Source organism: Thiomicrorhabdus sp. ZW0627 (assembly GCF_029767005.1).
In the GTDB taxonomy this organism is placed as follows: domain Bacteria; phylum Pseudomonadota; class Gammaproteobacteria; order Thiomicrospirales; family Thiomicrospiraceae; genus Thiomicrorhabdus.
On the sequence record NZ_JARUQR010000005.1, the window covers coordinates 53,960 to 79,676 of the forward strand.

Genomic DNA, 25,717 nt, shown 5'->3' on the forward strand with positions numbered 1-25,717 from the left:
TATGCGCAATAGTTTACAGGCCTATCCCTCAAAATGCACTCATCCTCTCATCTCTCAACGACCCTCGAAAATCAATTTCAATTTTCGGAAGATTGGATACTCTACGTCGATGAATCGATCATTGTGGCCAACAAGCCCTCCGGATTACTTTCAGTGCCGGGCAGAGGGCCTGATAAACAAGAATGCCTGTTATCCCATCTGCAAGCACATTATCCGGATGCGTTGATCGTCCACCGTCTGGACATGGACACCAGCGGAATCATGCTTTTGGCTCGCAACAAAGAAGCGCACAGAGTACTGAGCCGCCAATTTCAGGAGCGTGAAACGGACAAGTCCTATCAGGCCGTCTGCCTAGGCAAGCCCAGCCTGCAAAGCGGTTCGGTCCGCCTGCCGATGCGATGCGACTGGGAGCGCCGCCCGCTCCAGATGATTGACTTCTTCTACGGTAAATACGCCGAAACCCACTGGCGAGTTTTACAGCAATATCAAAATTTTTTCACAGTCGAACTGACGCCGGTCACTGGTCGTTCCCACCAACTACGTCTACATATGAAGTCGCTTGGTCACCCTATTCTGGGCGATAATCTCTATGCCGATCCGGTCAGTCTTGAAATGATGCCACGACTCATGCTACACGCCCAGCAACTGAGCTTCACCCATCCAGAAACCGGTCAAGCCATGGATATCTCCTGTCCGCCCGATTTCGAACATTTGCTTCAGGACTAATCTCCAAAAAACCATGGCATAGTTTATGCTTTAAGACCTGCATCAAAAAATACAAATCTTTCAGTTGAGGGAAAACAGCATGTCAAACATCGATTTGGAACAAGATGATAAGGCAACCTTGGAAATGCTCGAAATGATGGGAGAAATCCCTGATGAAAGCAAAGAAAAGGGAGACGACTCCTTGGACGTCGACGAACTTCTGTCTGACTTAGAAGGCAACACCCCAACTGAAGATGAAACCATGTTAGAAATCGATGATGTGGTTCAATCACTACCCGATGTCGAACACGATGACCTGCCGGTTGATGAAGACGACATTGAAAGCATGCTTCAAGAAATCAGCCAGGCAGAGCCGGTGGTTTCGGCCGAAACAGAAATGTCCGCGTCAATGCCTCAAGAGATTGACGAAACACCGCTAGAAGCATCACCAGAAGAACCTCTAGCCTCTTCCGAAGACGACCTTGATGACATGAACCTAGATGATATCGATTCAATGATGGAGTCCATGCAGAATTCTGCAATGGAGGAAGACAGCAACGACCAGATAGAACCGTTGAGCGACACCGAGAAAGCCGTTGAAGACAGCCTGGTCTCTGCCTTTGAAAACGCCGATGATGAACTTGCTGATACTGATGATACCTTAGATGCAATGGACACCCTGGGCGGCGACCTATCTGAAGTGATGGACATGGATAACTTAGCAGATGAAGCGCTTGCCGAAGAGCCTGACATCCCGGCCGAAGAAATTATGGCCGATGAATTGATGAAGGAAGTTTCGGGTGAAGAAGAGTTAGAACAAGACTTCTCCTCTACCGAAACACTTGCCCCTGAAACAGAATTGGAATCGTCTGAAGAAGCGTTCAACATTGACGATGAGATCGAACCGTCACTTGAGCAAGCACCGGTACAAACGATTGACGAGGTCAATGCCGGTACAACAGAAACCATCTCGGATTTGGCCAGCCAAAACGAAGAAAGTGCACCTACGACTCAAGCCAGCGAGTCGATTGAAAGCATGGAAGAAGCCATTGCTATCGATCAGGAGATTCAGGCAATTGCATCCGAAGTGAAAAACACCGCTCAGGAAGCGACACTACTCGCCATCGCAACCACCAAGAAAGCCCAAGCTTCTGCCGAAAAGACCCAAAAAGCCATTGAAGCCACATTTGCCGCTGCGGAGCGTGCATTTGAGGCTGCAAAGAATGCAGGCTATACTCTTGAACAGGACGGAGTGGATACACAACTTTCAAGCGAAGAAATCGATCTTCAACTAGAACAGATTCGAAGCAAGAACCAGCAACTCAAAGCCATTAATTTGAATATCAAAAACCGCATTGCTGAAATGAAACCTGAATAGCAGATAGGCCCGCGCCATGAACGATCAAAAAATCACCGACGACTTACTTGACGAACTGGAGCAACTTGAAGCCTCAGCCGACGCGCTGGAAGATCAGGTCAATCGCAATAAAGAGAAACAGGAGCAGTTTCAAAAGCTGGATTCCGCCAATCAGATTGATGCGATCTCTTTAGCCGTGGAAGCGGCCAGAACTGCTCAGGAAGCGGCAAGTCAAAGCCAAAAAGCGGCAGAAACTTCCCTTAATCACGCCAATCGCCAAAAAACGCAAATCATGGAGTTATCGGAAGGTAACTTTGCTTGGCGACAAGCGACCAAAGTGGCAAACTCCGAGCTCAAATCGGCCAAATCCAGTTTCGCGATTATGCTGACTGCCAACGTAGTGCTGGGCGTTGCTGCCGCTTCAGCAATCGGCTGGATGCTTTACGACATGCACAAAAAACAGCTTCAGTTCAAAGGCGAAGTGCTTGACATCATTCAAACTGAAAACGGTTTGTTGAACAAACAGATCACCATCAAAGTTGATCAAATCTCCTCGCTACTCGAATTGTTGACCGCTGAAATCCAGCGCATGAAACCACCAAGAAAAGAACAGCATCTCAGCACGATGGTACCGGCTCCACAACCTGATCCGACAGTAATTCCTGAAGAAACTACCAAACAGGCCGATCAGGTACCACCTTCCAACACGGAATCTACCGTACCGTCGACTGCAACCACTGAAACGGCTGATGTCAAAGAAACTCTGCCAAAATCAGAAAGCGCATCTATTGCTGAAAACGAACAATATGCGAACCTTAAGACGCTTCTCGATAAGATTCTGGATGAGCAGCAAAAACTTCAAGCCAAGACACTGGCCGCGACCCAGCAAGGCATCACTGAGCAGCAGGCCAAACAGCTTAAAGACATAAACTGGCTTGTCAGCAAACAGTCCAAGACATTAAATGAAATCAAACAGAACTTAGCGAAACAGAGCGGAACAACTTCGTCTACTGCTTCACCAGAAACAAACAAAGAAACCCTGAAAAACTATAAACTGATTCAACAGAGTCTAGAAGAACTGAAGGCACAGCTAAAAACCATTACGACTCAACAGAACAGTCTGCAATCACAGGTGAAAGCGCTTAATGATGAACCCAAGCCTTACAGCTATCACGTCAAACCTTAGACAAACGACTTAATAACAGACATAAAAAACCACCGAATTCGGTGGTTTTTTTATGGATAAAATTGAGTTTACTTCAAACTTACCAGAAGGGACCCGATGCGCCAATAATCGCTTCGAGCACCCCTAAGGTTAAATTGATTGCAATGACCGGACGCATCTTTTCATTCATCACCTTCCCTGCCTCAGGGAATTGCTGATCGGCAACCAACGCCTTGAACTTGGCGAAAGGCACGAAATAAAGCCATGCAAACAGAAAGATCATCAACCAGCCAATCAACTGCATCGCATGCAGATAAATCGGTGCGCTCTCATATCCTCCAAAACGAACATTCCAATCCCAATAACCTGAAATAACCAGTGCAATGATAAAGCCCCACACCCACGGAAAAAACCGACTAAAGACATCAACCCATAAAGTCAGCCTCTGTGGTGGTTGCAACTGCATCGCGGCTGGGCGCAACACCCTATAAGCTAAAAAGATACCGCCTACCCAAAGCACTGCGACAACCGTATGAACCGACGTCGCAATCAAACTGGCTACATTCATTGAGAATCCTTGTTTTTAGTATGGAAGCCCCTCTTCGATCGGCAACGCAGGATCACGTGACCACTCATTCCAAGAGCCGAAATAGAGTTTTACATTATCCATGCCGGCCGACTTCAATGCAACCAAGGTATTGGAGGCTCTCGCCCCTTTAAAGCAATACAGGTAAACCGGCGTATCCTTATCGATTCCGACCGTCTTACATTCTGCCATAATCTCGTCAGGCGACTTGAGCATAGGTACAGCGCCCGGCTTCATCATTCGATACCATTCAATCCACACCGCACCCGGTAAACGCCCCTTACGCGGACAGAAATCCTTGCCGTATGGTGAAGAACTGTCGGCAATCCACTCATCGACATCACGCACATCCAGAAGCACCGTATCCGAATCAAGCGCCTTCAGAACATCGTCTTTATCAACCATGAACTCACTGCCCGTATCCTTAAGCGGGAATGTCTTGGCAACCGGTGTCTCCTCCTCTGTACTAACCGGAAAACCTTCCGCCAACCACGACTGGTAACCGCCTTGAAGGATACTGACCTTCTCATAACCAAGATAGGTCAACAAGAAATAACCACGGCAAGATTGACCGAAACCTGTATTCAAAGAATCTTCATACAGAACGGCCGTTTCTTCTCCCGACAAACCCGCGTCGCCAAAAGCTTTTGCGAAGTTATCCTTCAACTCCTCCAACCCTTCCGGACTGGAGGTCGCCAAAAAGGTGAAAATACTATGAATATTCACTGCTCCCGGAATATGACCCTGCTCATAGGCTTCCGGGGAGCGTGTGTCAATGATGACGACAGGTTCGCTTTTCATCATTGTTTCGAGCTTTGATGCATTAATCAATAACGGTTCAGACATGGTACTTCTCCTTTAAAAAGACAACTTCAATCCTTTCGATTCGAAATAAAACCGAATCACCAAGCTTTATAAGGTAGGAACTTACCGTTCATTTTGACCACAACGCGGTCACCGGCAGGATTCTCTTCCTTGTCAATATCCATTGTGAAGTCGATTGCACTCATGATGCCGTCGCCGAACTTCTCATGAATCAATTCCTTCATGGTCGGACCGTAAACGCCGACAATTTCATACAGACGATAAATCAACGGGTCGGTCGGTACGGCCTTTTCCCAAGACTTGTGCGGGAATGCCTGAAGAGCGGCAGAAACCGTCGCATCAAGGCCAAGGTAAGCACAAAGCTTATCAGCCGGTTCCGACTTAAGGCTGTTCATCCCCAAACAGGCAGATGTCACGAACACCTCCCCCAAACCGGCTGCTTCGGCGATACTCGCCCACGAAGCACCCTTTTCCGCTTTCGCCAAAATAATGGCTTCGGTCATTTCGATTTTTGTCATGCTATTTCCCTCTTTTTCAATAAATTCACCGTCACAGGCTGACGGTTAGGGTCGACCTCAGTTTGCTCTTTCGCATAGTCTTTGGAGCGGTTAACCAGGAAATCCACCAGGTGGTTACGGATGTTGTAGTAATCCGGATGATGGATGATATCGGTACGTTTTCTCGGTCTCGGAATGGTCACTTCGACCGACTCCGCAATCTGCGCTTTCGGACCGTTACTCATTAAAAGAATACGGTCGGACAACAAGATTGCTTCATCCACGTCATGCGTAATCATGAAAACCGTCTGCTTGGATTCACTCCAAATCTTGATCAACTCTTCCTGAATTACGCCACGAGTCAACGCATCCAATGCACCGAAAGGTTCGTCCATCAACAGCAACTGAGGCTGGGTCGCAAACGCACGAGCAATACTCACTCGTTGACGCATCCCGCCGGACAGTTCCGAAGGTTTACGGTTCATGGCATTTTTCAATCCCACCAGTTCCAGATACTTCTGGCTGTGGGCAATGACCTGTTCCTTGTTCCAGGCCGGCCATCGTGCCTGAACCGCAAACGTGATGTTCTGCAAGGTGGTACGCCATGGCAACAGACTGTAATTCTGGAATACCACCCCACGATCCAGACTCGGGCCCGAGACTTCGCGACCATTCATGATCACGACGCCTTCGGTAGCCTCATCCAAACCGGCCAGAATGTTCAGGATCGTCGACTTACCACAACCGGAGTGACCAATCACACAAACGAACTCACCTTTCTCGATATTGAAATTAGCGTGTTCGAAAATGGTCACCTCTGGATCTTTACCACGTCCCGGATAACTTTTCTTTAGTCCTTGTATTTCTAAAAAATGTGATGTCATCTCTCTCTCCTATTCTTCATATGCGATCCATCGAGCCGTAAATGCCAGAATCATATCCAACAGCATTCCGACTACTCCGATCATTAGGATAGAAAAGATTACGCTGGCCAAATCCAAGTTATTCCATTCGTTCCAGACGTAGTAACCGATACCGGTACCACCTACCAGCATTTCGGCCGCAACGATAACCAACCAAGCGATACCGATTGAAATACGCATCCCGGTTAAGATCGTAGGTGCCGCAGCAGGTAAGATGACCTGTAAAGCGGTTTTGACCGCACTCAACTCATGCGTCTTGGCCACATTAATCCAGTCCTTTCGGACATTGGCGACACCGAACGCTGTATTAAGCAACATCGGCCAAATGGAACAGATGAAGATAACGAAGATCGCCGAGATTTCCGAATCCTTGATGACGAACAGAGCCAACGGCATCCACGCCAAAGGGGAAATCGGCCTTAAAACCTGGATATAAGGGTTTAATGCGTTATACATCAAAGGCGACATCCCGATCAGAAAACCAACCGGAATCGCAATCAATGCTGCAAAGAAAAAGCCAACCAGCACACGATAAATCGAATAGCCCAACTGAATCCCGATCCCCTTGTCGTTAGGACCGGCATCATAGAAAGGATTACTCAATTCCTCGTAGGCGAGTTTGATGATTTCGGATGGAGGCGGAACCCTAGCCTCCTGCGAGGCTCCCCCCATCAACATCTCATACTCAGTCAGTGGCTTGGTATCTGTCGGAATCTGGTTCATCCACTCCCAGACACCCAACAGTACCACCAACATGATGACGGAAAGCAGCGCTGATTTCAGTCTTAACATGTTAAACATACATACATCCTTGGTTATTGATTAGCTTCTACGAATTTTAAAGCTCTGTAGATATTCTTCCGGCTTGGTATAGTCGAACTCTTTACCCATAATGGTATAGTTCTCGTATGTTTTGCTCGGAGGGGTATAACCCAACTCCTTCATAACCGCACCGGTCTCAGAGGCAAGATAAACTTCTTCTGCGATCTTGTTGTAATCGACATCCCCTTCGATATAACCCCAACGCTTCATCTGAGTCAGGATCCAAACCCCCATCGAGTGCCATGGGAATGGATCGAAGTCGATACGGTCCGGTACATTCTGAACCGATCCCAAACCGTCGGCGTAACGTCCAGTCAATACCTGTTCAACAACCGGTACAGGCTGGTTCAAATAGTTCTTAGGCGCAATGGCCGCTGAAATTTCCTTACGGTTTTCAGGCTTCGCCGAATATTCGGTCGCATCGATAATCGAACGCAACAAGGCACCGTAAGTATTTGGATTTTCAACTGCAAACTCTTTACTACATGCGAATGCACAGCAAGGGTGGCCTTCCCAGATGTCTTTAGTCAACGTATGGATAAAACCGACTTTTTCCCAAACAGCACGCTGGTTAAAAGGATCAGGAGACAGATAACCATCCAGGTTACCGGCACGCAGGTTAGCAACCATTTCCGGTGGTGGAACAACACGGATTTGGATGTCTTTATCCGGATCCAAACCATGCTCAGCTACGTAATAACGTAATAGGAAGTTGTGCATTGAATATTCGAAAGGAACACCGAACTTGAAGCCTTTCCAATCCTTAGGATCACGCTTATCCTTGTGGTCGTTGTGAAGTACGATTGCCTGACCGTTAATATTTTCAACCGTAGGCATAATGAAAGGCTTGGCAGTCGAACCCGCACCCATCGACATCGCCAATGGCATTGGCGTCAACATGTGAGAAGCGTCGTATTCTTTCGCTAATGACTTATCACGCGCCACAGCCCAACCGGCTGTCTTGATTACGTCCACATCCAATCCGTTCTTCTCATAGAAGCCCATAGGGTGCGCCATGATGATCGGAGTCGCACAGGTGATCGGTACGAAACCGATCTTAAGCTTGCTCTTTTCAAGCTTGCCCATTCCCATAGATTCTTTCAAAGCAGCTTTTGCTTCTTCCATCGGGAACACCGTACCCAAAACGGAAGCGGCCGTACCAGCTCCCACCATACTCAGGAAAGAGCGACGGCTCATCTCGTTGTGACCGAATACCGATCTAACCACAGCGCTTTCAATCGCACGATCCATGATCGCTTCATTCGAATCCAACGCTTCATTATGCTCGGCATCGACATGCATGCTATGTGTAGACGCAGGAGATTCGTAAGCAGCCTTTTCAACCACTTCCTGCTTCTGAGAAGCACTCATATTACCCGAGACTTTCTCAATCTGGCACATCGGACAATCACAGTCCGTTTTATGCAACAGACTTTTATCCGGATTAAAAGGATCACTCAAACTCTTAAAAGACATATCAATACCTCGCACAATTTAGGTTATATTCGCCTCCAATCAGTGCATTCGCAATTACTACGGAAAACACAGGGATGCCACTACCCTTCATTGAGCAGAAGATATGCCATTCAACAAAATGATAGATAACAGATTGTTTATAAAAGATTTTTATAGAAATAACAGCAAAAAAAACATCTACTTTTTTTCGTAAAAAAACGATTTTTCGTAGCATGACTACGAAAAATCGTAAATAGGTACGATTATTGTTTTAAAGAGAAATATCCCTATTACAAGGCAAGTTTTAAAGGCACCGGTATGAGAAATATCTACGAAGACCTGTTCGAAAAAAACCAGGAAGCGATTCTGATCATCGACCCGTTCGCCAACCGTATCATCCAGGCCAATCCGACTGCGCTCAAACTGTTCTATATAACGCAAGATACCCTCGAAAGTTTGAGCGTGACCCAGCTTTTCAGACCAAGTCTGTCGAAGCTGGTGGTTTTTACGGAAGAAGTACTGGAAAAGAAACAAGCCTGGAGCAACGAATTACAGGCACTCCCCCTGAACAAACAACCGATTGACCTTGAAATGTCCGCAATCCTCATCGAAGCGGGATCAGAATCCTCACCGGTCATTGCCTGTACCATTCGAAATAAAAAGACACTGGAAGATCTCAGACAGATTTCCGACGCCAACAAATTACACCGGGACGGGCTGGAACATTGGCAAACGATTGAAAATGTTTTCCGGGAATTCGAACGTGAAAACCAGTTGATTCTGAGAGCGGTCGGCGAAGGAATTTACGGTGTCGACGTCGACGGCAACACCACCTTTATCAACCCGGCCGGTGAACGCATGCTTGGATGGAAAGCCGAAGAACTTATTGGCAAGAACATGCATGCCATGATCCATCACAGCCACAGTGACGGAACCGAATACATAGGGGATGATTGCCACATCTACGCCGCCATTCGAGACGGAGAAGTTCGCCATGTCGAAAACGAACTTTTCTGGCGTAAAGACGGTAACTCCATCCCCATCGAATACACAAGCACTCCAATCATGGATAACGGTCGTCTGGTCGGCGCCGTTGTCATCTTCCGAGATATCAGCGAACGAAAACTGGCCGAAGAGAAACTACACTCCGCACTCAATGAAGTGCAGACCCTTAAAAAACGATTGGAACTTGAAAACGCCTACCTTCAAGAAGAGTATCGCTCCGAACATAACTACAAGCAGATCGTGGGAAAAAGCGCGGCCATCCACAAGATCATTCAACAAATCGAACTCGTCGCACCAACCGATGCCAACGTTCTGATCACAGGAGAATCCGGAACCGGTAAAGAGCTAATCGCTCGCGCCATCCATGAAAGCAGCGGCCGAAAAAACCGTCCTCTAATCCGAGTCAATTGCGCCTCGATTCCAAGAGAACTGTTCGAAAGCGAATTTTTCGGTCACATCAAAGGCGCCTTCACTGGGGCGGTCACTGATCGAGCCGGGCGATTCGAATTGGCTGACGGAGGCTCACTTTTCCTGGACGAAGTCGGAGAAATCCCGATGGAACTGCAAAGCAAACTTTTGCGCGTTTTGCAGGAACAGCAATTCGAGCGAGTTGGTGAGTCCAAAACCCGAAGTGTCGACGTACGCATCATCGCCGCCACCAACCGTGACCTGAAACAGGAAGTGCAGGCAAAAAACTTCCGTGAAGACCTCTACTTCAGACTGAACGTCTTCCCGATCGAATCCATTCCCCTACGGGAACGTATCGAGGACATCCCGTTACTGGCAGACCACTTCCTGAAACTGGCCTGCCGAAAATTCGCCAAACCGCCCATGAACCTGACTGTTGGGGATATACAGAAAATGAAAACGTATTCTTGGCCGGGTAACATCCGTGAATTGGTCAACGTTATCGAACGTGCCATCATTCTTTCCAACGAAAAGAAACTGGAACTCAATCTGCCTAAGCAAAACGTACTTCAGGAAATATCATCGGAATCCGAACAGAAGAAAATCTCGGTTCAAACCAAACAGGAACGGCTGGAAGAGGAAAAACAGAATATCATCAACGCCCTTACCCTTTGCAACGGCAAGGTATTCGGTAACAACGGAGCAGCGGAACTCCTGAATTTAAAACCAACCACACTGACTTCTAAAATCAAAAAACTGGGAATAAACCGACATAACTACATTCAGATTCAATAACAGGAAGAGACAGGCTTACACCAACTTCTATAGCGAAAACTGAATTTATACAGAACTAAACCGAAACCTGCTCACATCCGGAAAACAAGCCATCTCTGTCCAAGTCCATATGAAAGTTCAAACAATTACGTCCCTGCATCTTAGAACGATAGAGCATCTTGTCTGCATCCTGAACTGCAGATTCCAGATCATCCGCCGCAAATACGATTCCCAGACTTATTGTAAACTCCACACCCACGGCTATCTTGGATTTGATTTCAACTTGCTGACGCAACTTCTCACAGCTGTCGATGACCGTGTAAGGATCACAGGAATTCCCAACAACAGAAAATTCTTCTCCGCCCACACGAGCCGCCAGACTATCCTGGAAGAATTTTTTAAATAGGCCTGCGACAAACCGGATCGCCTCGTCCCCTTTTGGATGTCCATAGGTATCGTTGATATGCTTAAAATGATCGATATCCCCCATCACAACAAAAGGGACGCCTTTGGGCAGGAAATCGACGTCGAAAACCTTTCTTCCCTTCTGAAAAAAGGTACGTCTGTTATACAGGCCAGTCAGGCCATCCGTCTCCGAAACCAATTTAATCTGCTTATAGGCCATTTGACGCTCTATGTTCTGAGTCACCCGGGCATAAAGCTCTTCCGGTTTAAATGGATACAGAAGATAGTCGTTTGCGCCATACTTCATCATTTTCACAGCCATGCTACTGCCCTGTTTCTCAACCAGAGCCAGAACAGGCAATTCATTAAAGTTTGTCACCGCTCTCAATTTGGTTAAATAACGCAAACTCTCATTTTGATCCGTCCCTTCTCCAACAATAATGAAGTCCGGCTGCTCCGTATCCATCTCCTCAAGCATTTCTTTCAGAGAAACGAACACCTTGACCTTGAAACGATGCACCCCCAACAACCCCACAAGCTTGGAAGCCAAGCCATCGGAGAGTGCAGCAATCCAGATTTGACGGTCGGCATTCCCTACCAGTACCCGTAACAATCGCACCACATAATCGATCGCGACCACGCCTTCCTTAATGACGTAATCCGCCACATGGTTGCGGTACATTTTTTCTCGCATCTGCTCGTCATAATTTCCGGTCAAAACCACAGTCGCTACACGGTAAGAGCGAAGTAGCTCGACCGTCTCACCGTTTGGGGCATCCGGCAAAGTCAGGTCGCTCAAAGCCAGATCATAATGCTCTCCGCTCGCTAACAAACGCTCCGTATCAGCCATGGAATGTGCTAACGTCACCTCCACTTCCAACTCACTTTCCAAACGCGCTTTCAACAACATGGCAATCGATTTTTGATCTTCGATAAGCAAGATCCTGGAATTCATTAAAGTCCCCTGAGCACAAGATACAAATAAACCTACAATTTATAAGTATAATTTATAACACAAGTACCTTACAGATTAATGAAAAGAAGTGAAATTAATTACAAGTTAAGTCAAAAAACTTAAACAAAAAGACATGATCCGCAATCAAAATTGAAAAACTAGCTAGAGACGGTTCTGTTTCTACCCTGTTTTTTAGCACGATAAAGCGCATCATCCGCCATTTTCAATAAGACTTGTGGAACAGCTCGCTCTTTCTCGGGAGCGACCGCCAAGCCAATACTCAAGGTCACGGAATCGGATACGGAAGAGTATTCATGAAGGATGGCTACCTCACGAAGCTTTTCATGAATGGTTTGTGCAATGCGCAGCGCACCCTCTTCGTTTGTGGAAGGCAATACAAGTGCAAACTCCTCTCCACCATAACGCGCAACAAAATCCGTTGAGCGTAAAACAGATTCGTTAAGAATGTCGGCAACCTGCTTCAAACAAGCATCACCCTGCTGGTGACCATAATGATCGTTATAGGCCTTAAATGAATCGATATCACAAAGAAGTAACGACAACGGCTTGTCCGATCTTGCCTGTAGATCACACTCCTGTTCAAGATAGCGGTCAAAATCACGACGATTGCTCAACTCCGTCAAAGAGTCGGTTGTCGCCAGACGGTTCAGCTCTTCAATTGCCTGCTGAAGTTGTTTTTCTACCTTTATACGCTCTTCGTTCTCTTTCACTACCAAAGAGTTCAATTCAAGAATCGTGTCATTCTGTTTTTTCAGTTCGACATTCTGCAATCCCAAGGCTTCGTTTTTGACATCGATATCGTGAGTACGCTCCGCAACCTTCTGTTCAAGCTGATCGTAAATCACCGCATTATCGATGGCGATGACGACATGTCCGCTCAAATGCTTAAGAAGCTCGATACGTTCTGTTGTAAATACTCCGGAGACGGCATTGTTTTCAAGATAGATCACCCCACGGAACTGACCATGCAATATCAGAGGCGCACATAACACGGATTTGACCCCACGTCTGTCAACCTCTTCATCACGGCCAAATACACTACTCTGCTGAGCATTCTCCAAAACAATCGCTTCTTCGGTTCGCAAAACATAATTGACGATTGAATGAACCATATTCGGGTTCTGCAAATAAGGTGTCCCTTGCATCACACTGACACTGTCCGTTTCAACCAAGGCTTCGGCCTGCACCACCAAAAGGTCATTTTCTTGCAGCAGCAGTAAACCGTGCTGCGCGCCCGCATTTTCGACCATGATACCGATCAGAGTTTCCAATAACTCCGGCAGTCGTTTCTCTCTGGCTATGACTTCTGTCGCCTTCATCAACGCCGAGACATCAAAAATCGATGTCTCGGCAGAACGGTTTTCATTTTCACCTTCCTGTCCTACAGAAGCACCCCAACGCTGGAAACTCTCCTTGGCAGCCTGACGATAAAGTCCCGCCACCTTAGACTGATGCATCATCTCATGAACATCGGCAGCCAATGAATTCGCCACACCATTCAAGTGGGGTTGACCGAAAACACCTGCCGCCTCAATCGCCGCCTCGTAACTGCGCAATGCCTGAGGATAATTCCCCGCAAGCCGAGACTTCTCCCCTTCCAATATCCGGAGACGAACCAAAAAGTTCTCGGGACAGGATTCCGCCCAAGCCGTGAATCGCTTGACCGTTGCCGCGATATTCAATCGATACTGCTGTCGCTTAAATGGCGCAGACTGCGAATACAGTTGGGCTTGAACCAGAGCCGTCAGAAAGTAATGCTCTGCACCGTGCAACATCCCCTTGGAATCGCCCAAAAACTTGCGGCTTTGAAGACTGATTTCAAGCGCATTTCGATATTCCCGATGCAGATACAGCGTCCACATCTTATTCACGTAATAATAATGCGCGAAGTGGCGTGAGCCGTAACCATCAAGGGAATCGACATAATCTCCCTCGTCAAAATCTGCATGATCGAACGATAAACTGGAATGCGTCTCTCCGCGCAGGTTATGAATCGCCTGCTTCACACTCAAAATTGCGCCTAGCTGTTCTTCTGCGCCGATTCGCTGCAAACTGGACTCAAACCGTTCCACTTCTCCAATAATCTCATCGAGAGGCTTACCACGCATAAACATGCTCTGCACAATCCCAGCAGCCGCACAACCTGTATGGAACCAGTCGCCGACTTCCAAACCATGACGATAAGCATCAAACCAATTCTGTTCGGTAAAAGCCGACGCCTTTTGCCAACTCATTGCAAAATAACCGAATACGAACTGCACTTCCGCTTTCTGCTGGGTATTCCCATAACGCTCGACCAGCGCCATCGACAGCTTGCCGTATTCATAACCGATTTTGTGCTTGCCCAGCACCCCCCCTTGGAAAATAATACCGAATACGATGTAACCGACCACGGCTTCACGGCTGTTCCCGTATTTCAGGCAAAGACGAATTACTTTGAGGGAAATGGCCACACAAAGTTCCGGCTTAATCTGATAGGCGGCTTTCAGAATGGCGGATAACAGACGAATCACCATTCTCATATGCTCGTCCTGAACCTCCGGCAGATCGAGAAGTTCGGAAACCTCATACTTTCTGAGCTTGGCCTGAAGCGATAGAAAATCTTTGGCAAACAAAGCCGGATTGAATTTACTCGGCAAGCCAACCCCAAACATCTGTGTCGCACTTCGGCCAATTGAGTAGGCCTGTTCAAACTCTGAAATATCGGTATAGAACTTGATCATCAATTCAAAGACGTAGGCCTTTTCCAAAAGGTCTTCACTGGCTTCGACGGCTTGATTGTAGAAGTGAATCGCCTGCTCTCGACGGTTACACAGGTGCTCGCATTCGGCACGATCCTTTAGAATCAAAGCCAATTTCGAATGCTCATCTAAATCCGGCATCCACTCCATCGCCTTTTTGATATAAGCCAGCGCCAGTTCAAAGTCCCCACTCGATTTCGCTTCCAGTGACGCCTGATAATTCAATTCCGCCAGATCCCACCATTCCTCTTGAGAGGTAAACAGGCCACACGCCTTGTTCAGATGGTTAACGCAATCAAACAACACTTCTTTTTCAAGTTGCGCATGTGCCGCTTGCATGTGTCGCCCGATCAGCAGATGGACATGCTCTCTCTCTTCCGGTTCCAACAGCGACCAGACGGCCTGCTGTATCCGATCGTGAGTGAACTGATAATACATATCACCGGTATCCGAGCCGCCTAATTCCGGCTTAACCCATCCCTCGTTAATAGCCGTTTCCAAAGAAACCTCAAAGTCTTCACCCACATCAAAACCGGCATGAACGGATCTTGCGACACCTGCATTAAAACGATTACCAATACACGAAGCGATTTTAAGCAATGACTTTACTTGCTCAGGAAAGGTGACGATTCGCTGTGACAGAAAATCCACCACATTATCACTGACGGGAAGCTGTTTCAGCTTGTCCAGGTCACATGACCAACTGGACTCGTCCGGGTCGAAAAAAACCACCTTATCCTGATGAAGCTGCTTGAGATATTCATTGACGAAAAAGGCATTCCCGCCTGTTTTTTGAAGAATGATTTCGCTGACTTCCGTCAGTTCATTGTCTGGCAGCGGTAAATAATCCGCAACCAATTGGCCGATCGCTTCTGAGGAGATATCCGAAAGTCGAATTTCTTCGCTGTCCGCCTGAGAATTTCGAACTTTGTTCAACAGAAGATTAAACGGATGCTCTGCTTCAACCTCATTATCTCGGTACACCGCCACGATCACCAGATGGGAAATATCCTGCAAAGCGGTTTCAAGCCATTCGATGGTAGAGATGTCTGCCCATTGCAAATCATCCAACACCAAAATAAGAGGGTGTTCAGAAGTAGCAAACGCCTGAACGAAACGGCACAACAGCCCGTTTAATCGTACTTTGGCGTCGGAAGGCGGTAAAGTTTCCACTTCCGGCTGTGCTCCGATAATCCACGCCACTTCCGGGATCGCTTCGACCAAGACACCGGCCTGACGCCCTAAAGAATCCTGCAGCCTTTTTTTCCAGAACTTCAATCGGTCTTCATCGCCTGCCAAAACCTGATCGATCAGATCCCGTAACGCGGAGTAGAGCATTTCAAACGGGGTATTTTGACGATACTGATCAAACTTCGTAGATAGATGGTAACCGGAAAACGATTCGAGTTCTTCAATGGTCGCTTCGACCATACTGGACTTCCCGACACCTGAACTCCCATAAATTGAGATCAGTGAAGCACGTCCTTTTTGAGATTGGGAACGAATGGTCTCTTTGAAACGACGAATCTCATTCGTTCTTCCGTATAGCTTATTTGATTGTTTGAAACGGAGTGTACCCCCCATACCATCCGGTTCAAAATCGACAATTTCTTTACCCGTTTGTAATGCAACAAAGAAGCGTTTTAAATCTGCTTTAAGTGACGCGACGCTGGAGTAGCGGTCTCCCGGCGTCTTTTCGATCATCTTGGCAACCATTTCAGCCACACCTTTCGGTACGCCATCAACGATCCCATCAAGCATTGGAGCATGCTTAGCGATGTGGCTGTGGATAAGCCCGACTGTGTCTTGCGAATCAAATGGAAGCTGTCCGCTCAACATTTGGAAAAACAAAATGCCTAACGAATAGATATCCGCTTCCGGTCCAACCTGGTAACAGAGCCTGCCGCCCTGTTCGGGCGCCAAGTAATGATGAGATTGGCTCGATTCGCTACAACCCTCTTCTTCCAAAGCGAACAATCGACGTACCGCAGCACCGAAGCCGGTCAGCATAAGCTGTTCACCACTTCTGTCGATCAAAATGTTATATGGAGACAAATTGCCGTGGATCACCTCCTGAAGATGCAAGGTTTCAATCACATCGGCTAACTGAATCGCTAAAGGAAGGAATCTTTCCAGCTCAAGTGGACGGTCTTTCAAGACATCGTGCAGAGCAACCCCGTCAAAATAATCGCGAACCAAATAGCTCTGACCTTGAACACTCTCTATGCCGTGCGCTTTGATAATGGATGGGTGGTCAAAACGATTCAACAGTTCCAATTCATGCCGTAGGTGTTCAATAACCTGATTACTCGCATAAGCGGCTTGATTCTTTTTACAGACCAACGCTTCTGAATATTGAGGATGCGTCGCCAGGAACAGTTCAGAATTCCGTGTAGTGGCGATACTGTCTTGTATTTTGTAACCGATAGTTTCCAACTTTGAAACCTTCAAGAGTAAGCCAAGATTAAGCTAGGGCCGCTGATATTTTGAATGCAGAATACTGAATTCTACTCAATCAAGCCGATGGCGTAAACGTTAAATTCAACAATAAAGGTAGGTAAATTCAATCTTTGAAAAGCAGGCCGTCCGAAAACGCCATTCGCTTCCGGACACTTCCGATAGCCTCGTCAATCAGAGCTTGATGCCGGACATGACCGATTGCAACTGTTTGGCACTGGCGGACATCGCCTCACTCAACTGAGCGGATTGATCCGATAGAGCGGCATTTTCCTGTGTAAACTGATCCAACTGGGCAATCGCCTGGTTAACCTGTTCCGTCGCGCTCATTTCCTGATCTGCTGCGGAACTGATCTGATTGACGATCTTGACCAATTTTTCAATGTTTTCATTAATTTGCTGCAGGGCCTGAGCCGACTCATTGGACAAGCTCTGACCATGATTCACCATGGACAGATTCTGCTCAACCAAGTCCTTGATGTCATTGGAAGCCTGCGAAGCACGTAAGGCAAGATTACGCACCTCTCCGGCCACCACGGCAAACCCACGACCGTGCTCACCGGCTCGCGCCGCTTCCACAGAGGCGTTCAACGCCAAAAGGTTCGTCTGGAAGGAGATGCCGTCAATCAGTTGCACAATGTCGGCAATTTTTTGGCTGGCCTGATAAATCTCGTTCATCGATTCTTGGGTTTTTATGACCACTTGAGCCCCTTGCTCGACATGGGTTTGCACTTGACCGACCAAACTCGATGCACTGCCGGATTCATGTGCGGTATTGCGAATGGTTTCGGTCAATTCTTCCATACTGGCCGCCGTCTCTTCAAGTGAAGCGGCCTGCTGCTGAGTACGGGAATTCAAATTATGGTTATCTCTTTCCAGAGCCTGAGTGTTGTCAACCACGGTGCGTGTGGTTCCTGCGGTTTGCGAGAGAATCTCGTGCAGGTTTTCAACCGCCGTATTGATGCCCGATTTCAACGCTTTAAGATCCCCTTGATAATCGCCTTCAATCTGCTTGGTTAAATCTCCCTGAGAGAATGTCGCCATCACTTGGTTAATTTCAGACATCGCCAGATCAAGAGCGGACACCGAATCATTGACCGCCTCTTTCAAACTTTGCAAGTCGCCAGGTAAGGCTTTATCAATACGTTGACTGAACTGACCATTGGCCATAAAGAACATCACTCGAGTGACTTCCGCAATCGCACTTTTCAGGTTCAGCATCGCCTCTACGCTGCTCTGGACCGTCCGTTGATCTTGTGGATTCAGGCCATCGGACAGCTCATCCAAATGGCGCGAAAGTGAAATATCCACCCCGGCCACACCGACCACCTTGCCATTATCAATGATTGGCTTCACGACACTGGTAATCAGGAATTCATCGTCTCCAACCGGATACATATAAGGATCGACCACTTGCGGCTGCTTGGTTTGCAATGGCTTAAGGTAGAAATCCCCCAGCCCTGGAACTTCGTAATCCACTAAAGGCTCGAGTCCAAGCTGATCACCGGAACGCCCCCAAAAAGGCATAAATCGCCCAGTCTCATCATGCCAGTCAACGTTCTTGAAGTTTTCATCCTCTGCGTCATAAGCAGCCGGCTCCCAACCGCTCCAACACGCCAGGAAGTTTGGATGTTTTTCCAGATGGCTTCGAATCAGATTCTGAGCGTTTTCACGGGACGCCCCACTGCGTTGCAACGCCAATAATTCCTCTGCCATACTGGCAACGGTTTGTTGCGCTTCTTGAATATCCTCGTTCGCCTTACTCAACGTCAACTCACCACCGAAATCGGCGCTCTGAATCGATTTAATGACTTCATCCAGTACCTTAGAGGCCTGCTCGTTCTTGGATAAAAAGTGCTTGATGCGATCAACCAATGCTTCCGAATAATCGGCTTCCAGAGTCTGCACTGCGGTTGGTTCACCGCTTTCCAAAACATCCATCAAACGATCCAGTCCATCGGATTTCACGGCGGGTTCCTGTAAGGCCTGCAAACTCTGTTTCCAGGCCAAAGGCAGTTCCGACTCCGGACGTTTGTTCACCTCTTCACCCGGTTGCATCATATTGTGGATGTAACTGCGCTGCTCGGACAATAAATTCTTATACAACAGGCCTGTTGAAAACAGGCCTGCAGCCACCATAAACGGCAATGCGAGCCACTTATATACTTCCCAGTCCACAGCCCCCATCAAGGCCACCAATAATCCTCCAAACACCAAATTCAACAGAACAATCAGGGTCCAGGTCAATCGCATCATTTACTTCCTATAAATTAATTTAAATTCCTGAACAGAAACAAAGCAATCACCATTCTTCTTATCAAATATTATTTAAAATCAAACACATATATACAAGTTAAACAGTATTTAATCTGGCAAACCCTTCGACTGCACCACAATGATACGAACTGTGAAAAACTCAGCAACGATGAGGATAAAATAATTGATTTGAACAGGCCTGTTCATTTTCGGGTGATCAGATAACCACCCAGAAGGATCGGCATGATGCCTAAGAGTTGTGAAAGAGTCGGAATTTGGTTCAGAACCACATAAGCCAACCCAAGCGTCATCAACGGCGCAAACGCATACAAGGCATTAACTTTAGTGATAGGAAGCAGATGAATCGCTTCCACCCAGAACAGTTTGCCGACAAAGAAAACCAGAAAACCGGTCAATCCCAACCATAGCCACTGCTGTTGAACAATCGACCAAGCCGGGCTGGGTTCAAATAAGACGGCAAGCACATAGATAAACGGTAAGGCTACAACGGAACGAACCAGAAGAACGGTTTCACTGGACACCCTCGAACGAGCTTTCTTTTGATACAAATTGGCAAAAGGCGCGATCAACGCGGCAATCAATACCAGAATGTCGCCTTTATTGACTGTCCACTCTCCAGGAAACAAAACCAAAAGCGCACCGACGGTCATCAGAACTGCGCCAAAAGTATGTCTTCCATCCAGACGCTCACCCTGCCGTCCTCCCAGAAACAGGTAGGCGAACAGGATCTGTAAGAACAGGATAATAGCGACATTAGTTGCGGTGGTGTACTGTAAACCGGTAAAGGTTAGAGCAAACAAAGTCGTAATATACAGGCTGGTCAACGCCAGATCTTTATAAGCGGCCGTTAAACGGATTTCATGCTGCTTGCGACGATAGAACCACCAGACCCCAAGGAATATCACCGACACCAAAAGACTGTAGAAGTAGGCATGCAGGCCCCCCAAAGCGGCAACGCTGTAAAAAGCAAAAATGGGAAACCAAGCTTCAATCAAAGTCAGACTCAGGGCAAACAGTTCGCCCTTGCGTTGGTTTTCCAGTTTAAGTTTGGGTTGCATCGACAGAGTGAATCCTTTGGTGAATCTCGATAAAGTGCTTGAAGGATGCAACAATATCATACTGCTCCATATGCGGTCGACATCTTCGTGCCCACTGCTCACGCAAAGGCTTCTGACTCAAGGCCACTTGCAACGCTTCGACCCAAGCATCCTCGTCACCGGCTTTCAAAATCCGACCGGTTTCATTGTCGATGACCAAAGTCTGAGGGCCGCCGATATCCGATACCAGACATCCCAAGCCGCTCGCCTGCGCCTCCATCACCACCTGTCCGAGCGTATCGGTAACGGATGGAAACGCAAACAAATCGGACGAGGCGTAAACCTTTGAGAGCAACTCGCCTTCCAACGGCCCGAGGAAATAGGCGTGATGCGGACGAAGACGATCGGCCCATTTCCGATAGCGACCTTCTCCGACCATCACCAGATCAGCCTTGATACGCGGGTATTTTTCACAAAACCGTTTCCACACGTCCACCAAAAACGGGATGTTCTTTTCGACATTGATCCGCCCGACATACAGCACCTTCAAACGATTGTCCGACAGGCCGAAATGACGCCAAACGCCAGTATCCCTGAATTTTGGATGAAACCTTTCCAAGTCAGTACCGGGAAATAAGACCGAGGCCCTCTGATAATTGATGCCGATATCGCTCGCCATCACTTCCAAATAGGATTCCGAACGTGAGAAGACGTGGCCGAACGGTTCATAAAAATTCGCCATCACCTTATCGGTTCGATGCTTTACCCACTGCATTCCCGTCAGGTCGTGCAGATACGCCGGGAAATCTGTATGGTAAGTACCCACCAGCGGGTAACCGGCTTTCTCGGCGCAGCGTTTCGCCATCCAACCAAATGGGCCGGGCGTAGAGATATGCACCAGATCCGGTTGCAATTCGCTAAGCTTAGCGTTGATGGATTTCTTGTGCGGCCAAACCAGATCCAACTCCTGATAAAACGGCATCGGCATTTTAAAGCGGTACGGTAGATTATGAATAAAAGGTTTGTCCGGTATCGGCTTTGAGGTCGAGGTGAGAATCTGAAGATCAATTCCGGCAGAAAACGCCCGCTCCCCCATATCCCGGATAAAACGGGAGACGCCGTTCAAATCACCCAACGTATCGGTAAAAAGACAAATCTTCATGGCTGCTAACCTCTTCGCCCATCGATAAAAAATCAATCATAATCGTGCAAAGAGCTCGGGGGATGACAGCTTGATGAAACCTATGTGACAATTCAAAAATGACCTACTTCATCTCCTGTTAATTCAGCACTTTATAAGATCTACCCGAAAATTATTTTAATCGTCACTTGAATATATTTGCCTAGCGCCATATAAAGAAACCCAACCTCAACTATTCGCTGCAGTATTCATCGAATAAAGGATAAACATATGAGCATTTCATTCGAAACATTCAGCAATGCATTAAAGAATAATCCGGACAAAGAACTGAATTTTTACCTGCCGGATTCCGAACGAATTCCCCAACATTTTCACATCACCGATGTAGGCAGCGTGGTACGAAATTTCATCGATTGCGGCGGTCAGACCCGGACAGAACAATATGTACAGATACAGCTATGGCTAGGCGCAGATACAGACCATCGCTTAACTACAGACACGGCAGATAAAATCTTGCAACAGAGTCAGCCGGTCTTGAACCTGTTGCCGGATTTAGGTCATAGCGAGGTCATGATTGAATACAAGCGGGATTTAATTTCACAGTATCCAATAGAATCGATCAAAGAAACCGGGACAGAAATCAACGTATTTCTGGGAAACCTGGACACGCAATGTCTGGCCGCTTTACGACATGAACAAGACGTAAGAAACCAGAATACAAGCGCCTGTTGCTCCGCTTCTGGATGTTGTTCCTGATTTTGTAGCAAAACGATAGAAGTACCCTCAATAATAACGCCTCCTTCGTGAGGCGTTTACATCCTTCCTGAAATCACTTCATTCCATTTAATTGCCGATACATTTCATGAAAATGGCATTAGAATAGGCTGAAAAACCCTTTGGCCTGCACAAACGATTGGAACCTTTATGCCGTTTTTGAATGTGATTACGATTCTGTTGGTTTACCAGCTTGTCGGAGAACTGACCGTCCGCGAATTCGATTGGCCCGTACCCGGACCGGTCATCGGCATGCTGTTGCTTCTAGTCACGCTATTGATCAAACGGCCCATTGCAGAACAACTGGTCAAACCGACCGAGATGCTGCTTTCTCATTTCTCCCTATTGTTCATCCCTGCCGGTGTCGGTTTGATGATTCATTTAACCCGGTTGCGCGATGAATGGCTGGCGATTACCGTCGCCCTGCTGGTGAGCACGGTTTTAGGACTGCTTGTCACAGCCTGGACCATGATGCTGATGACAAAACTGATGAACAGGAGTTCTAAGTGAAAGACTATTACGAGATTTGGGTTTACCTATCCGCCAGCCCGCTTTTCGGATTGACCCTGACATTGGTCTGTTACCTTATTGCACTCAAGATTTACCGCAAAGGAGGAGGCAATCCATTATTGACGCCCGTCGCCACGTCGATTGTGATGATCATCCTCGTCCTGACCTTGATGGATATCCCTTACTACTCCTACTTTTCGGGGGCACAGTTCATCCACTTTCTGTTAGGGCCGGCTACCGTCGCTTTGGCGATACCGCTATTCTTCCAGCTCAAAAAACTCAAAACAGTCTGGCTTCCCATGTCGGTCGCTCTGATATGCGGCATTACGGTTGCGGGATTCAGCGCCTACTTCATTGCCCAAGCCCTCGGCGCGAGCCATGAAACCATCCTGTCACTGATTCCAAAATCGGTCACGGCACCGGTGGCAATGGGGATTTCCGAACAGATCGGCGGCCTACCGACCCTGACAGCGGTGTTTGTGGTCATCACCGGCGTGCTCGGCGCCATCATGGGAGTGTGGCTGTTCAAGATTTTCAAAATCACCGACGACGACATCAAGGGCGTTGCCATGGGCGTCACCGCCCACGGACTAGGCACAGCCACCTCTTTGCAGATCAACCAGCAGATGGGCGCATTTGCGGGACTGGCGATGGCGTTGTCCGCCTCGGTATCGGCCTTCATACTGCCTTTCGTGCTGTCACTGGTTTCACCTTGAGTTCAGAAACATTCCGAACAGGCCTGTTCGGAATGAAAAAGCCGGACGAAATCGAGTAAAATAGCCGCCCATATTTTCAATCAAAAACACTTAGGACTTTACGACAAATGTTGGAAGAGGCGCTGGATAAGTTACCGGAAATCCTGAAAAAAAATTTGGATCGAAACCTCTGCGTCTGCAACGAGGTCAAGAAGATCGATGTGATTAAGGCCATCGTCGACGGTGCCGACACCCGTGAAAAAGTACGAGCCAAAACCTACGCATCCGACGGAAACGGCTGCTGCCGTTTGCAAGTGGAGGACTTGGTAGAAGCACTGAACGAACAGAAATGACTTTCTGAAAATAAAAAAGCCGCATGAAAATTGATTCATGCGGCTTTATTTTTCAAAGTTCAGTCGCTGATCGAGCAATTACTCGGTACGGCCACCGCACTTTCCTTCTTCATCTTTAACCGGCTTCGGTGCCGGTGCCGCGTTACCGCCACACTTTCCTTCTTCGGATTTAGCTACTGGCTTCGGTGCTGGTTCCGGTGGAGCCATGCCCGGCATACCCATACTGGCACCGCACTTACCTTCACCGCAGTTACCCTCCGCGGCCGCTGCTACCTGTTCATACCCTTCTTTCAAATGTTTGATGCCGAACGGGTTCTCTGAAGCCAATGCGGAACCGCTCAAAGTGGTCGCCGTAGCCGCACCTGCCAATTTCAAAAAATCTCTTCTTGTTTGCTTAGACATTGTCTTCCTCCAATGGGTTAACATCAACGTTTAAAAACTAATTTATATTTGAAAATCAAAAGCTTGATTCGACTTCAACCAAACCTATTTAATAAACCCAGTTTATCGAATTTTATTACACCCCCTTTCAAGTTTTTTCATTCAAATTTCCTATCGCCCAATAGAACAGATAGTAGTTTTTCCAAATATCCGCTTTCAGCAAAGGCAGATCCCTTTCCATCCTGTGTAAATGTCGTTGGGCATCCAGCAGATCCAACACGTTCCGTCGACCGGTCTTCAAAGCTTGCTCACTGGCTTTGACCGCCTGACGGCTGGACTCCAGCGCAGCCTTTAACGCCTTCAAGCGAATGGTTCCGGTTTCCAATGCCAACCAGGCGTTGCGCGCCTGAGACTGATAGGACAAAGCGGCTTCGCGTTTCATCGCCTGAATCCGTTGTACTTTCTGACGCTGTTCCGCCATCGCCGCCTCGGTTCGCCCGCCCAGATACAAAGGAACATTCAGCCTGACACCGCCACGGGCACCTTGCATGTCGTCATAGAAGTGCTTGTCCGAATCGTTATAGACCAAGGCACCGAATGCCTCTACCTGAAACGAATCCTTATTTTTCTGGTACTCGACCTGCTGCTGTGCAGCCTGACTCTCTTGTTCCAATGCCAGCAACACCGGATTATGAGCAACCTGTTCCGACCAGGCCTGTTCGGAATACTCGGCCATCGCCTTTTTGACTCGATGAACCAGTTCCTTCAATTGGGGTGGCTGCTTTTCCGGAAAGACCAGAGTTCCGAGCAACTTTGAAGACGTCAGACCCAGGGCGGCCGTTAACTTGGCTTCAGTCTGTCGATAATCCTGCCCCGCTTTCAGCAGTTCGGCATGGTTGTAATCCAGACGGGACTGGATTTCGGTAATGTCGTTCAGATCCTGATAACCGACCTGAAACCGTTGCTTGACCTGTTTGATGATCGACTCGATCGAACGCTGCTCTTTCTGTAGAAACAGGAAGTCTTCGCGCTGCTGCCAATAAGTGAAATACAACTGCGCGACCTTGAGCAACACTTGCTGCTTCTCCGCCTCTGAGCGTAGTTGCTTGCTCTGGTAAGTCGAATCGGCCGACTCGCTCAGATCATCCAATTGCGGTTCGTAAAGCGGATATGTGGCGACGAGCTGGTTAGCGGTTCTCGGAAAGTCGTCGTAACGCATCCACGCATAGCTCAACTCACTGTTGAAACGCACTTCCGGTTTCAATAATCCTTTAGTCTTCTGTAGGGCACTATAAGCCGCTTGTTGATCGGCGTCGGCACGGCTCAGACTTGGGTTATTCTGCAACGCCAACTCGAACAGGTTTGACAAGGCCGCCGGAGCGGCCGAGACTGGAACGGCAACTGCCATACAAACAGAAACCAAGCCGTTGATTAGGATTCTTTTCATC

At 47.7% G+C, this 25,717-nt stretch carries 21 protein-coding genes; 8 read left to right on the plus strand and 13 right to left on the minus strand.

What is annotated here, in order from left to right:
• Nucleotides 1–33: 33 nt before the first annotated feature.
• The 3 genes from QCB45_RS09890 (at nt 34) to QCB45_RS09900 (ending at nt 3,248) form a co-directional block, all read left to right on the plus strand.
• The gene (locus QCB45_RS09890; RefSeq protein WP_279420812.1) at nt 34–726 is read left to right on the plus strand and encodes an RluA family pseudouridine synthase; all 693 of its coding nucleotides are present in this window, start codon (nt 34–36) and stop codon (nt 724–726) included.
• 79 nt (nt 727–805) lie between these two features.
• Nucleotides 806–2,083, plus strand: coding sequence for a hypothetical protein (locus QCB45_RS09895; protein ID WP_279420813.1), 1,278 nt, complete (start codon nt 806–808; stop codon nt 2,081–2,083).
• A gap of 16 nt (nt 2,084–2,099) precedes the next feature.
• Nucleotides 2,100–3,248: a hypothetical protein gene (locus QCB45_RS09900; protein ID WP_279420814.1), complete on the plus strand. Its 1,149-nt coding sequence runs from the start codon at nt 2,100–2,102 to the stop codon at nt 3,246–3,248.
• A gap of 79 nt (nt 3,249–3,327) precedes the next feature.
• Here the strand turns inward: QCB45_RS09900 and QCB45_RS09905 are convergent, their stop codons facing one another.
• Genes QCB45_RS09905 through QCB45_RS09930 form a run of 6 tightly spaced genes read right to left on the minus strand, consistent with a single transcriptional unit; the run spans nt 3,328 to nt 8,356 of the window.
• Nucleotides 3,328–3,795, minus strand: coding sequence for a CopD family protein (locus tag QCB45_RS09905; RefSeq protein WP_279420815.1), 468 nt, complete (start codon nt 3,793–3,795; stop codon nt 3,328–3,330).
• Between the two features lie 15 nt (nt 3,796–3,810).
• On the minus strand, nt 3,811–4,659 hold the full coding sequence (locus tag QCB45_RS09910) for a sulfurtransferase (RefSeq protein WP_279420816.1): 849 nt from the start codon (nt 4,657–4,659) through the stop codon (nt 3,811–3,813).
• A 56-nt stretch (nt 4,660–4,715) separates the two neighbouring features.
• Nucleotides 4,716–5,156, minus strand: a complete 441-nt coding sequence (cynS, locus tag QCB45_RS09915) for a cyanase (RefSeq protein ID WP_279420817.1) — start codon at nt 5,154–5,156, stop codon at nt 4,716–4,718.
• The gene (locus QCB45_RS09920; protein WP_279420818.1) at nt 5,153–6,019 is read right to left on the minus strand and encodes an ABC transporter ATP-binding protein; all 867 of its coding nucleotides are present in this window, start codon (nt 6,017–6,019) and stop codon (nt 5,153–5,155) included. The genes cynS and QCB45_RS09920 overlap by 4 nt, the downstream gene beginning before the upstream one ends.
• Nucleotides 6,020–6,028: 9 nt before the next feature.
• A complete protein-coding gene (ntrB, locus tag QCB45_RS09925) occupies nt 6,029–6,859 on the minus strand; it encodes a nitrate ABC transporter permease (RefSeq protein ID WP_279420819.1) in 831 nt (276 codons plus the stop codon).
• Between the two features lie 21 nt (nt 6,860–6,880).
• A complete protein-coding gene (locus tag QCB45_RS09930; RefSeq protein WP_279420821.1) occupies nt 6,881–8,356 on the minus strand; it encodes an ABC transporter substrate-binding protein in 1,476 nt (491 codons plus the stop codon).
• Between the two features lie 297 nt (nt 8,357–8,653).
• On the opposite strand from QCB45_RS09930, the gene QCB45_RS09935 reads away from it, so the two are divergent.
• Nucleotides 8,654–10,543: a sigma 54-interacting transcriptional regulator gene (locus QCB45_RS09935; RefSeq protein WP_279420822.1), complete on the plus strand. Its 1,890-nt coding sequence runs from the start codon at nt 8,654–8,656 to the stop codon at nt 10,541–10,543.
• A 55-nt stretch (nt 10,544–10,598) separates the two neighbouring features.
• Here the strand turns inward: QCB45_RS09935 and QCB45_RS09940 are convergent, their stop codons facing one another.
• From QCB45_RS09940 to QCB45_RS09960, 5 genes are all read right to left on the minus strand, one after another.
• A complete protein-coding gene (locus tag QCB45_RS09940; RefSeq protein ID WP_279420823.1) occupies nt 10,599–11,882 on the minus strand; it encodes a diguanylate cyclase in 1,284 nt (427 codons plus the stop codon).
• Nucleotides 11,883–12,040: 158 nt separating this feature from the next.
• The gene (locus tag QCB45_RS09945) at nt 12,041–17,080 is read right to left on the minus strand and encodes a diguanylate cyclase (protein ID WP_279420824.1); all 5,040 of its coding nucleotides are present in this window, start codon (nt 17,078–17,080) and stop codon (nt 12,041–12,043) included.
• A gap of 195 nt (nt 17,081–17,275) precedes the next feature.
• Nucleotides 17,276–19,357 (minus strand): methyl-accepting chemotaxis protein, encoded by a 2,082-nt coding sequence (locus QCB45_RS09950; RefSeq protein ID WP_279420825.1) that lies wholly within the window; start codon nt 19,355–19,357, stop codon nt 17,276–17,278.
• A gap of 203 nt (nt 19,358–19,560) precedes the next feature.
• Nucleotides 19,561–20,436, minus strand: a complete 876-nt coding sequence (locus QCB45_RS09955) for a DMT family transporter (protein ID WP_279420826.1) — start codon at nt 20,434–20,436, stop codon at nt 19,561–19,563.
• The gene (locus QCB45_RS09960; protein ID WP_279420827.1) at nt 20,420–21,577 is read right to left on the minus strand and encodes a glycosyltransferase family 1 protein; all 1,158 of its coding nucleotides are present in this window, start codon (nt 21,575–21,577) and stop codon (nt 20,420–20,422) included. Before QCB45_RS09960 ends, QCB45_RS09955 begins: the two co-directional genes overlap by 17 nt.
• A gap of 249 nt (nt 21,578–21,826) precedes the next feature.
• On the opposite strand from QCB45_RS09960, the gene QCB45_RS09965 reads away from it, so the two are divergent.
• The 4 genes from QCB45_RS09965 to QCB45_RS09980 all read left to right on the plus strand — a co-directional run bounded on the left by QCB45_RS09965 (nt 21,827) and on the right by QCB45_RS09980 (nt 23,888).
• Nucleotides 21,827–22,312 carry a DUF6428 family protein gene (locus tag QCB45_RS09965; RefSeq protein WP_279420829.1) on the plus strand — a complete coding sequence of 162 codons (486 nt, stop codon included), beginning with the start codon at nt 21,827–21,829 and terminating at the stop codon, nt 22,310–22,312.
• Between the two features lie 168 nt (nt 22,313–22,480).
• Nucleotides 22,481–22,840 (plus strand): CidA/LrgA family protein, encoded by a 360-nt coding sequence (locus QCB45_RS09970; RefSeq protein ID WP_279420830.1) that lies wholly within the window; start codon nt 22,481–22,483, stop codon nt 22,838–22,840.
• On the plus strand, nt 22,837–23,556 hold the full coding sequence (locus QCB45_RS09975; RefSeq protein ID WP_279420831.1) for an LrgB family protein: 720 nt from the start codon (nt 22,837–22,839) through the stop codon (nt 23,554–23,556). The genes QCB45_RS09970 and QCB45_RS09975 overlap by 4 nt, the downstream gene beginning before the upstream one ends.
• A gap of 107 nt (nt 23,557–23,663) precedes the next feature.
• Entirely contained in the window at nt 23,664–23,888 is a 225-nt protein-coding gene (locus tag QCB45_RS09980; RefSeq protein WP_279420832.1) for a (2Fe-2S)-binding protein, read from the plus strand.
• A 78-nt stretch (nt 23,889–23,966) separates the two neighbouring features.
• Here QCB45_RS09980 and QCB45_RS09985 read toward each other — a convergent pair whose 3' ends face one another.
• Nucleotides 23,967–24,290, minus strand: a complete 324-nt coding sequence (locus QCB45_RS09985) for a twin-arginine translocation signal domain-containing protein (RefSeq protein WP_279420833.1) — start codon at nt 24,288–24,290, stop codon at nt 23,967–23,969.
• A 127-nt stretch (nt 24,291–24,417) separates the two neighbouring features.
• Nucleotides 24,418–25,716 carry a TolC family protein gene (locus QCB45_RS09990; protein ID WP_279420835.1) on the minus strand — a complete coding sequence of 433 codons (1,299 nt, stop codon included), beginning with the start codon at nt 25,714–25,716 and terminating at the stop codon, nt 24,418–24,420.
• Between the last annotated feature and the right edge of the window lies 1 nt (nt 25,717).

What these genes read in the sequence shown, in the direction of transcription:
- QCB45_RS09980 (WP_279420832.1), top strand. Translation starts at nt 23,664, where the DNA reads ATGTTGGAAGAGGCGCTGGATAAGTTACCGGAAATCCTGAAAAAAAAT.
- QCB45_RS09990 (WP_279420835.1), bottom strand. Translation starts at nt 25,716, where the DNA reads ATGAAAAGAATCCTAATCAACGGCTTGGTTTCTGTTTGTATGGCAGTT.
- QCB45_RS09920 (WP_279420818.1), bottom strand. Translation starts at nt 6,019, where the DNA reads ATGACATCACATTTTTTAGAAATACAAGGACTAAAGAAAAGTTATCCG.
- QCB45_RS09935 (WP_279420822.1), top strand. Translation starts at nt 8,654, where the DNA reads ATGAGAAATATCTACGAAGACCTGTTCGAAAAAAACCAGGAAGCGATT.
- QCB45_RS09895 (WP_279420813.1), top strand. Translation starts at nt 806, where the DNA reads ATGTCAAACATCGATTTGGAACAAGATGATAAGGCAACCTTGGAAATG.
- ntrB (WP_279420819.1), bottom strand. Translation starts at nt 6,859, where the DNA reads ATGTTTAACATGTTAAGACTGAAATCAGCGCTGCTTTCCGTCATCATG.
- QCB45_RS09930 (WP_279420821.1), bottom strand. Translation starts at nt 8,356, where the DNA reads ATGTCTTTTAAGAGTTTGAGTGATCCTTTTAATCCGGATAAAAGTCTG.
- QCB45_RS09950 (WP_279420825.1), bottom strand. Translation starts at nt 19,357, where the DNA reads ATGATGCGATTGACCTGGACCCTGATTGTTCTGTTGAATTTGGTGTTT.
- QCB45_RS09965 (WP_279420829.1), top strand. Translation starts at nt 21,827, where the DNA reads ATGAGCATTTCATTCGAAACATTCAGCAATGCATTAAAGAATAATCCG.
- QCB45_RS09940 (WP_279420823.1), bottom strand. Translation starts at nt 11,882, where the DNA reads ATGAATTCCAGGATCTTGCTTATCGAAGATCAAAAATCGATTGCCATG.
- QCB45_RS09900 (WP_279420814.1), top strand. Translation starts at nt 2,100, where the DNA reads ATGAACGATCAAAAAATCACCGACGACTTACTTGACGAACTGGAGCAA.
- QCB45_RS09905 (WP_279420815.1), bottom strand. Translation starts at nt 3,795, where the DNA reads ATGAATGTAGCCAGTTTGATTGCGACGTCGGTTCATACGGTTGTCGCA.
- QCB45_RS09910 (WP_279420816.1), bottom strand. Translation starts at nt 4,659, where the DNA reads ATGTCTGAACCGTTATTGATTAATGCATCAAAGCTCGAAACAATGATG.
- QCB45_RS09890 (WP_279420812.1), top strand. Translation starts at nt 34, where the DNA reads ATGCACTCATCCTCTCATCTCTCAACGACCCTCGAAAATCAATTTCAA.
- QCB45_RS09960 (WP_279420827.1), bottom strand. Translation starts at nt 21,577, where the DNA reads ATGAAGATTTGTCTTTTTACCGATACGTTGGGTGATTTGAACGGCGTC.
- QCB45_RS09955 (WP_279420826.1), bottom strand. Translation starts at nt 20,436, where the DNA reads ATGCAACCCAAACTTAAACTGGAAAACCAACGCAAGGGCGAACTGTTT.
- cynS (WP_279420817.1), bottom strand. Translation starts at nt 5,156, where the DNA reads ATGACAAAAATCGAAATGACCGAAGCCATTATTTTGGCGAAAGCGGAA.
- QCB45_RS09970 (WP_279420830.1), top strand. Translation starts at nt 22,481, where the DNA reads ATGCCGTTTTTGAATGTGATTACGATTCTGTTGGTTTACCAGCTTGTC.
- QCB45_RS09985 (WP_279420833.1), bottom strand. Translation starts at nt 24,290, where the DNA reads ATGTCTAAGCAAACAAGAAGAGATTTTTTGAAATTGGCAGGTGCGGCT.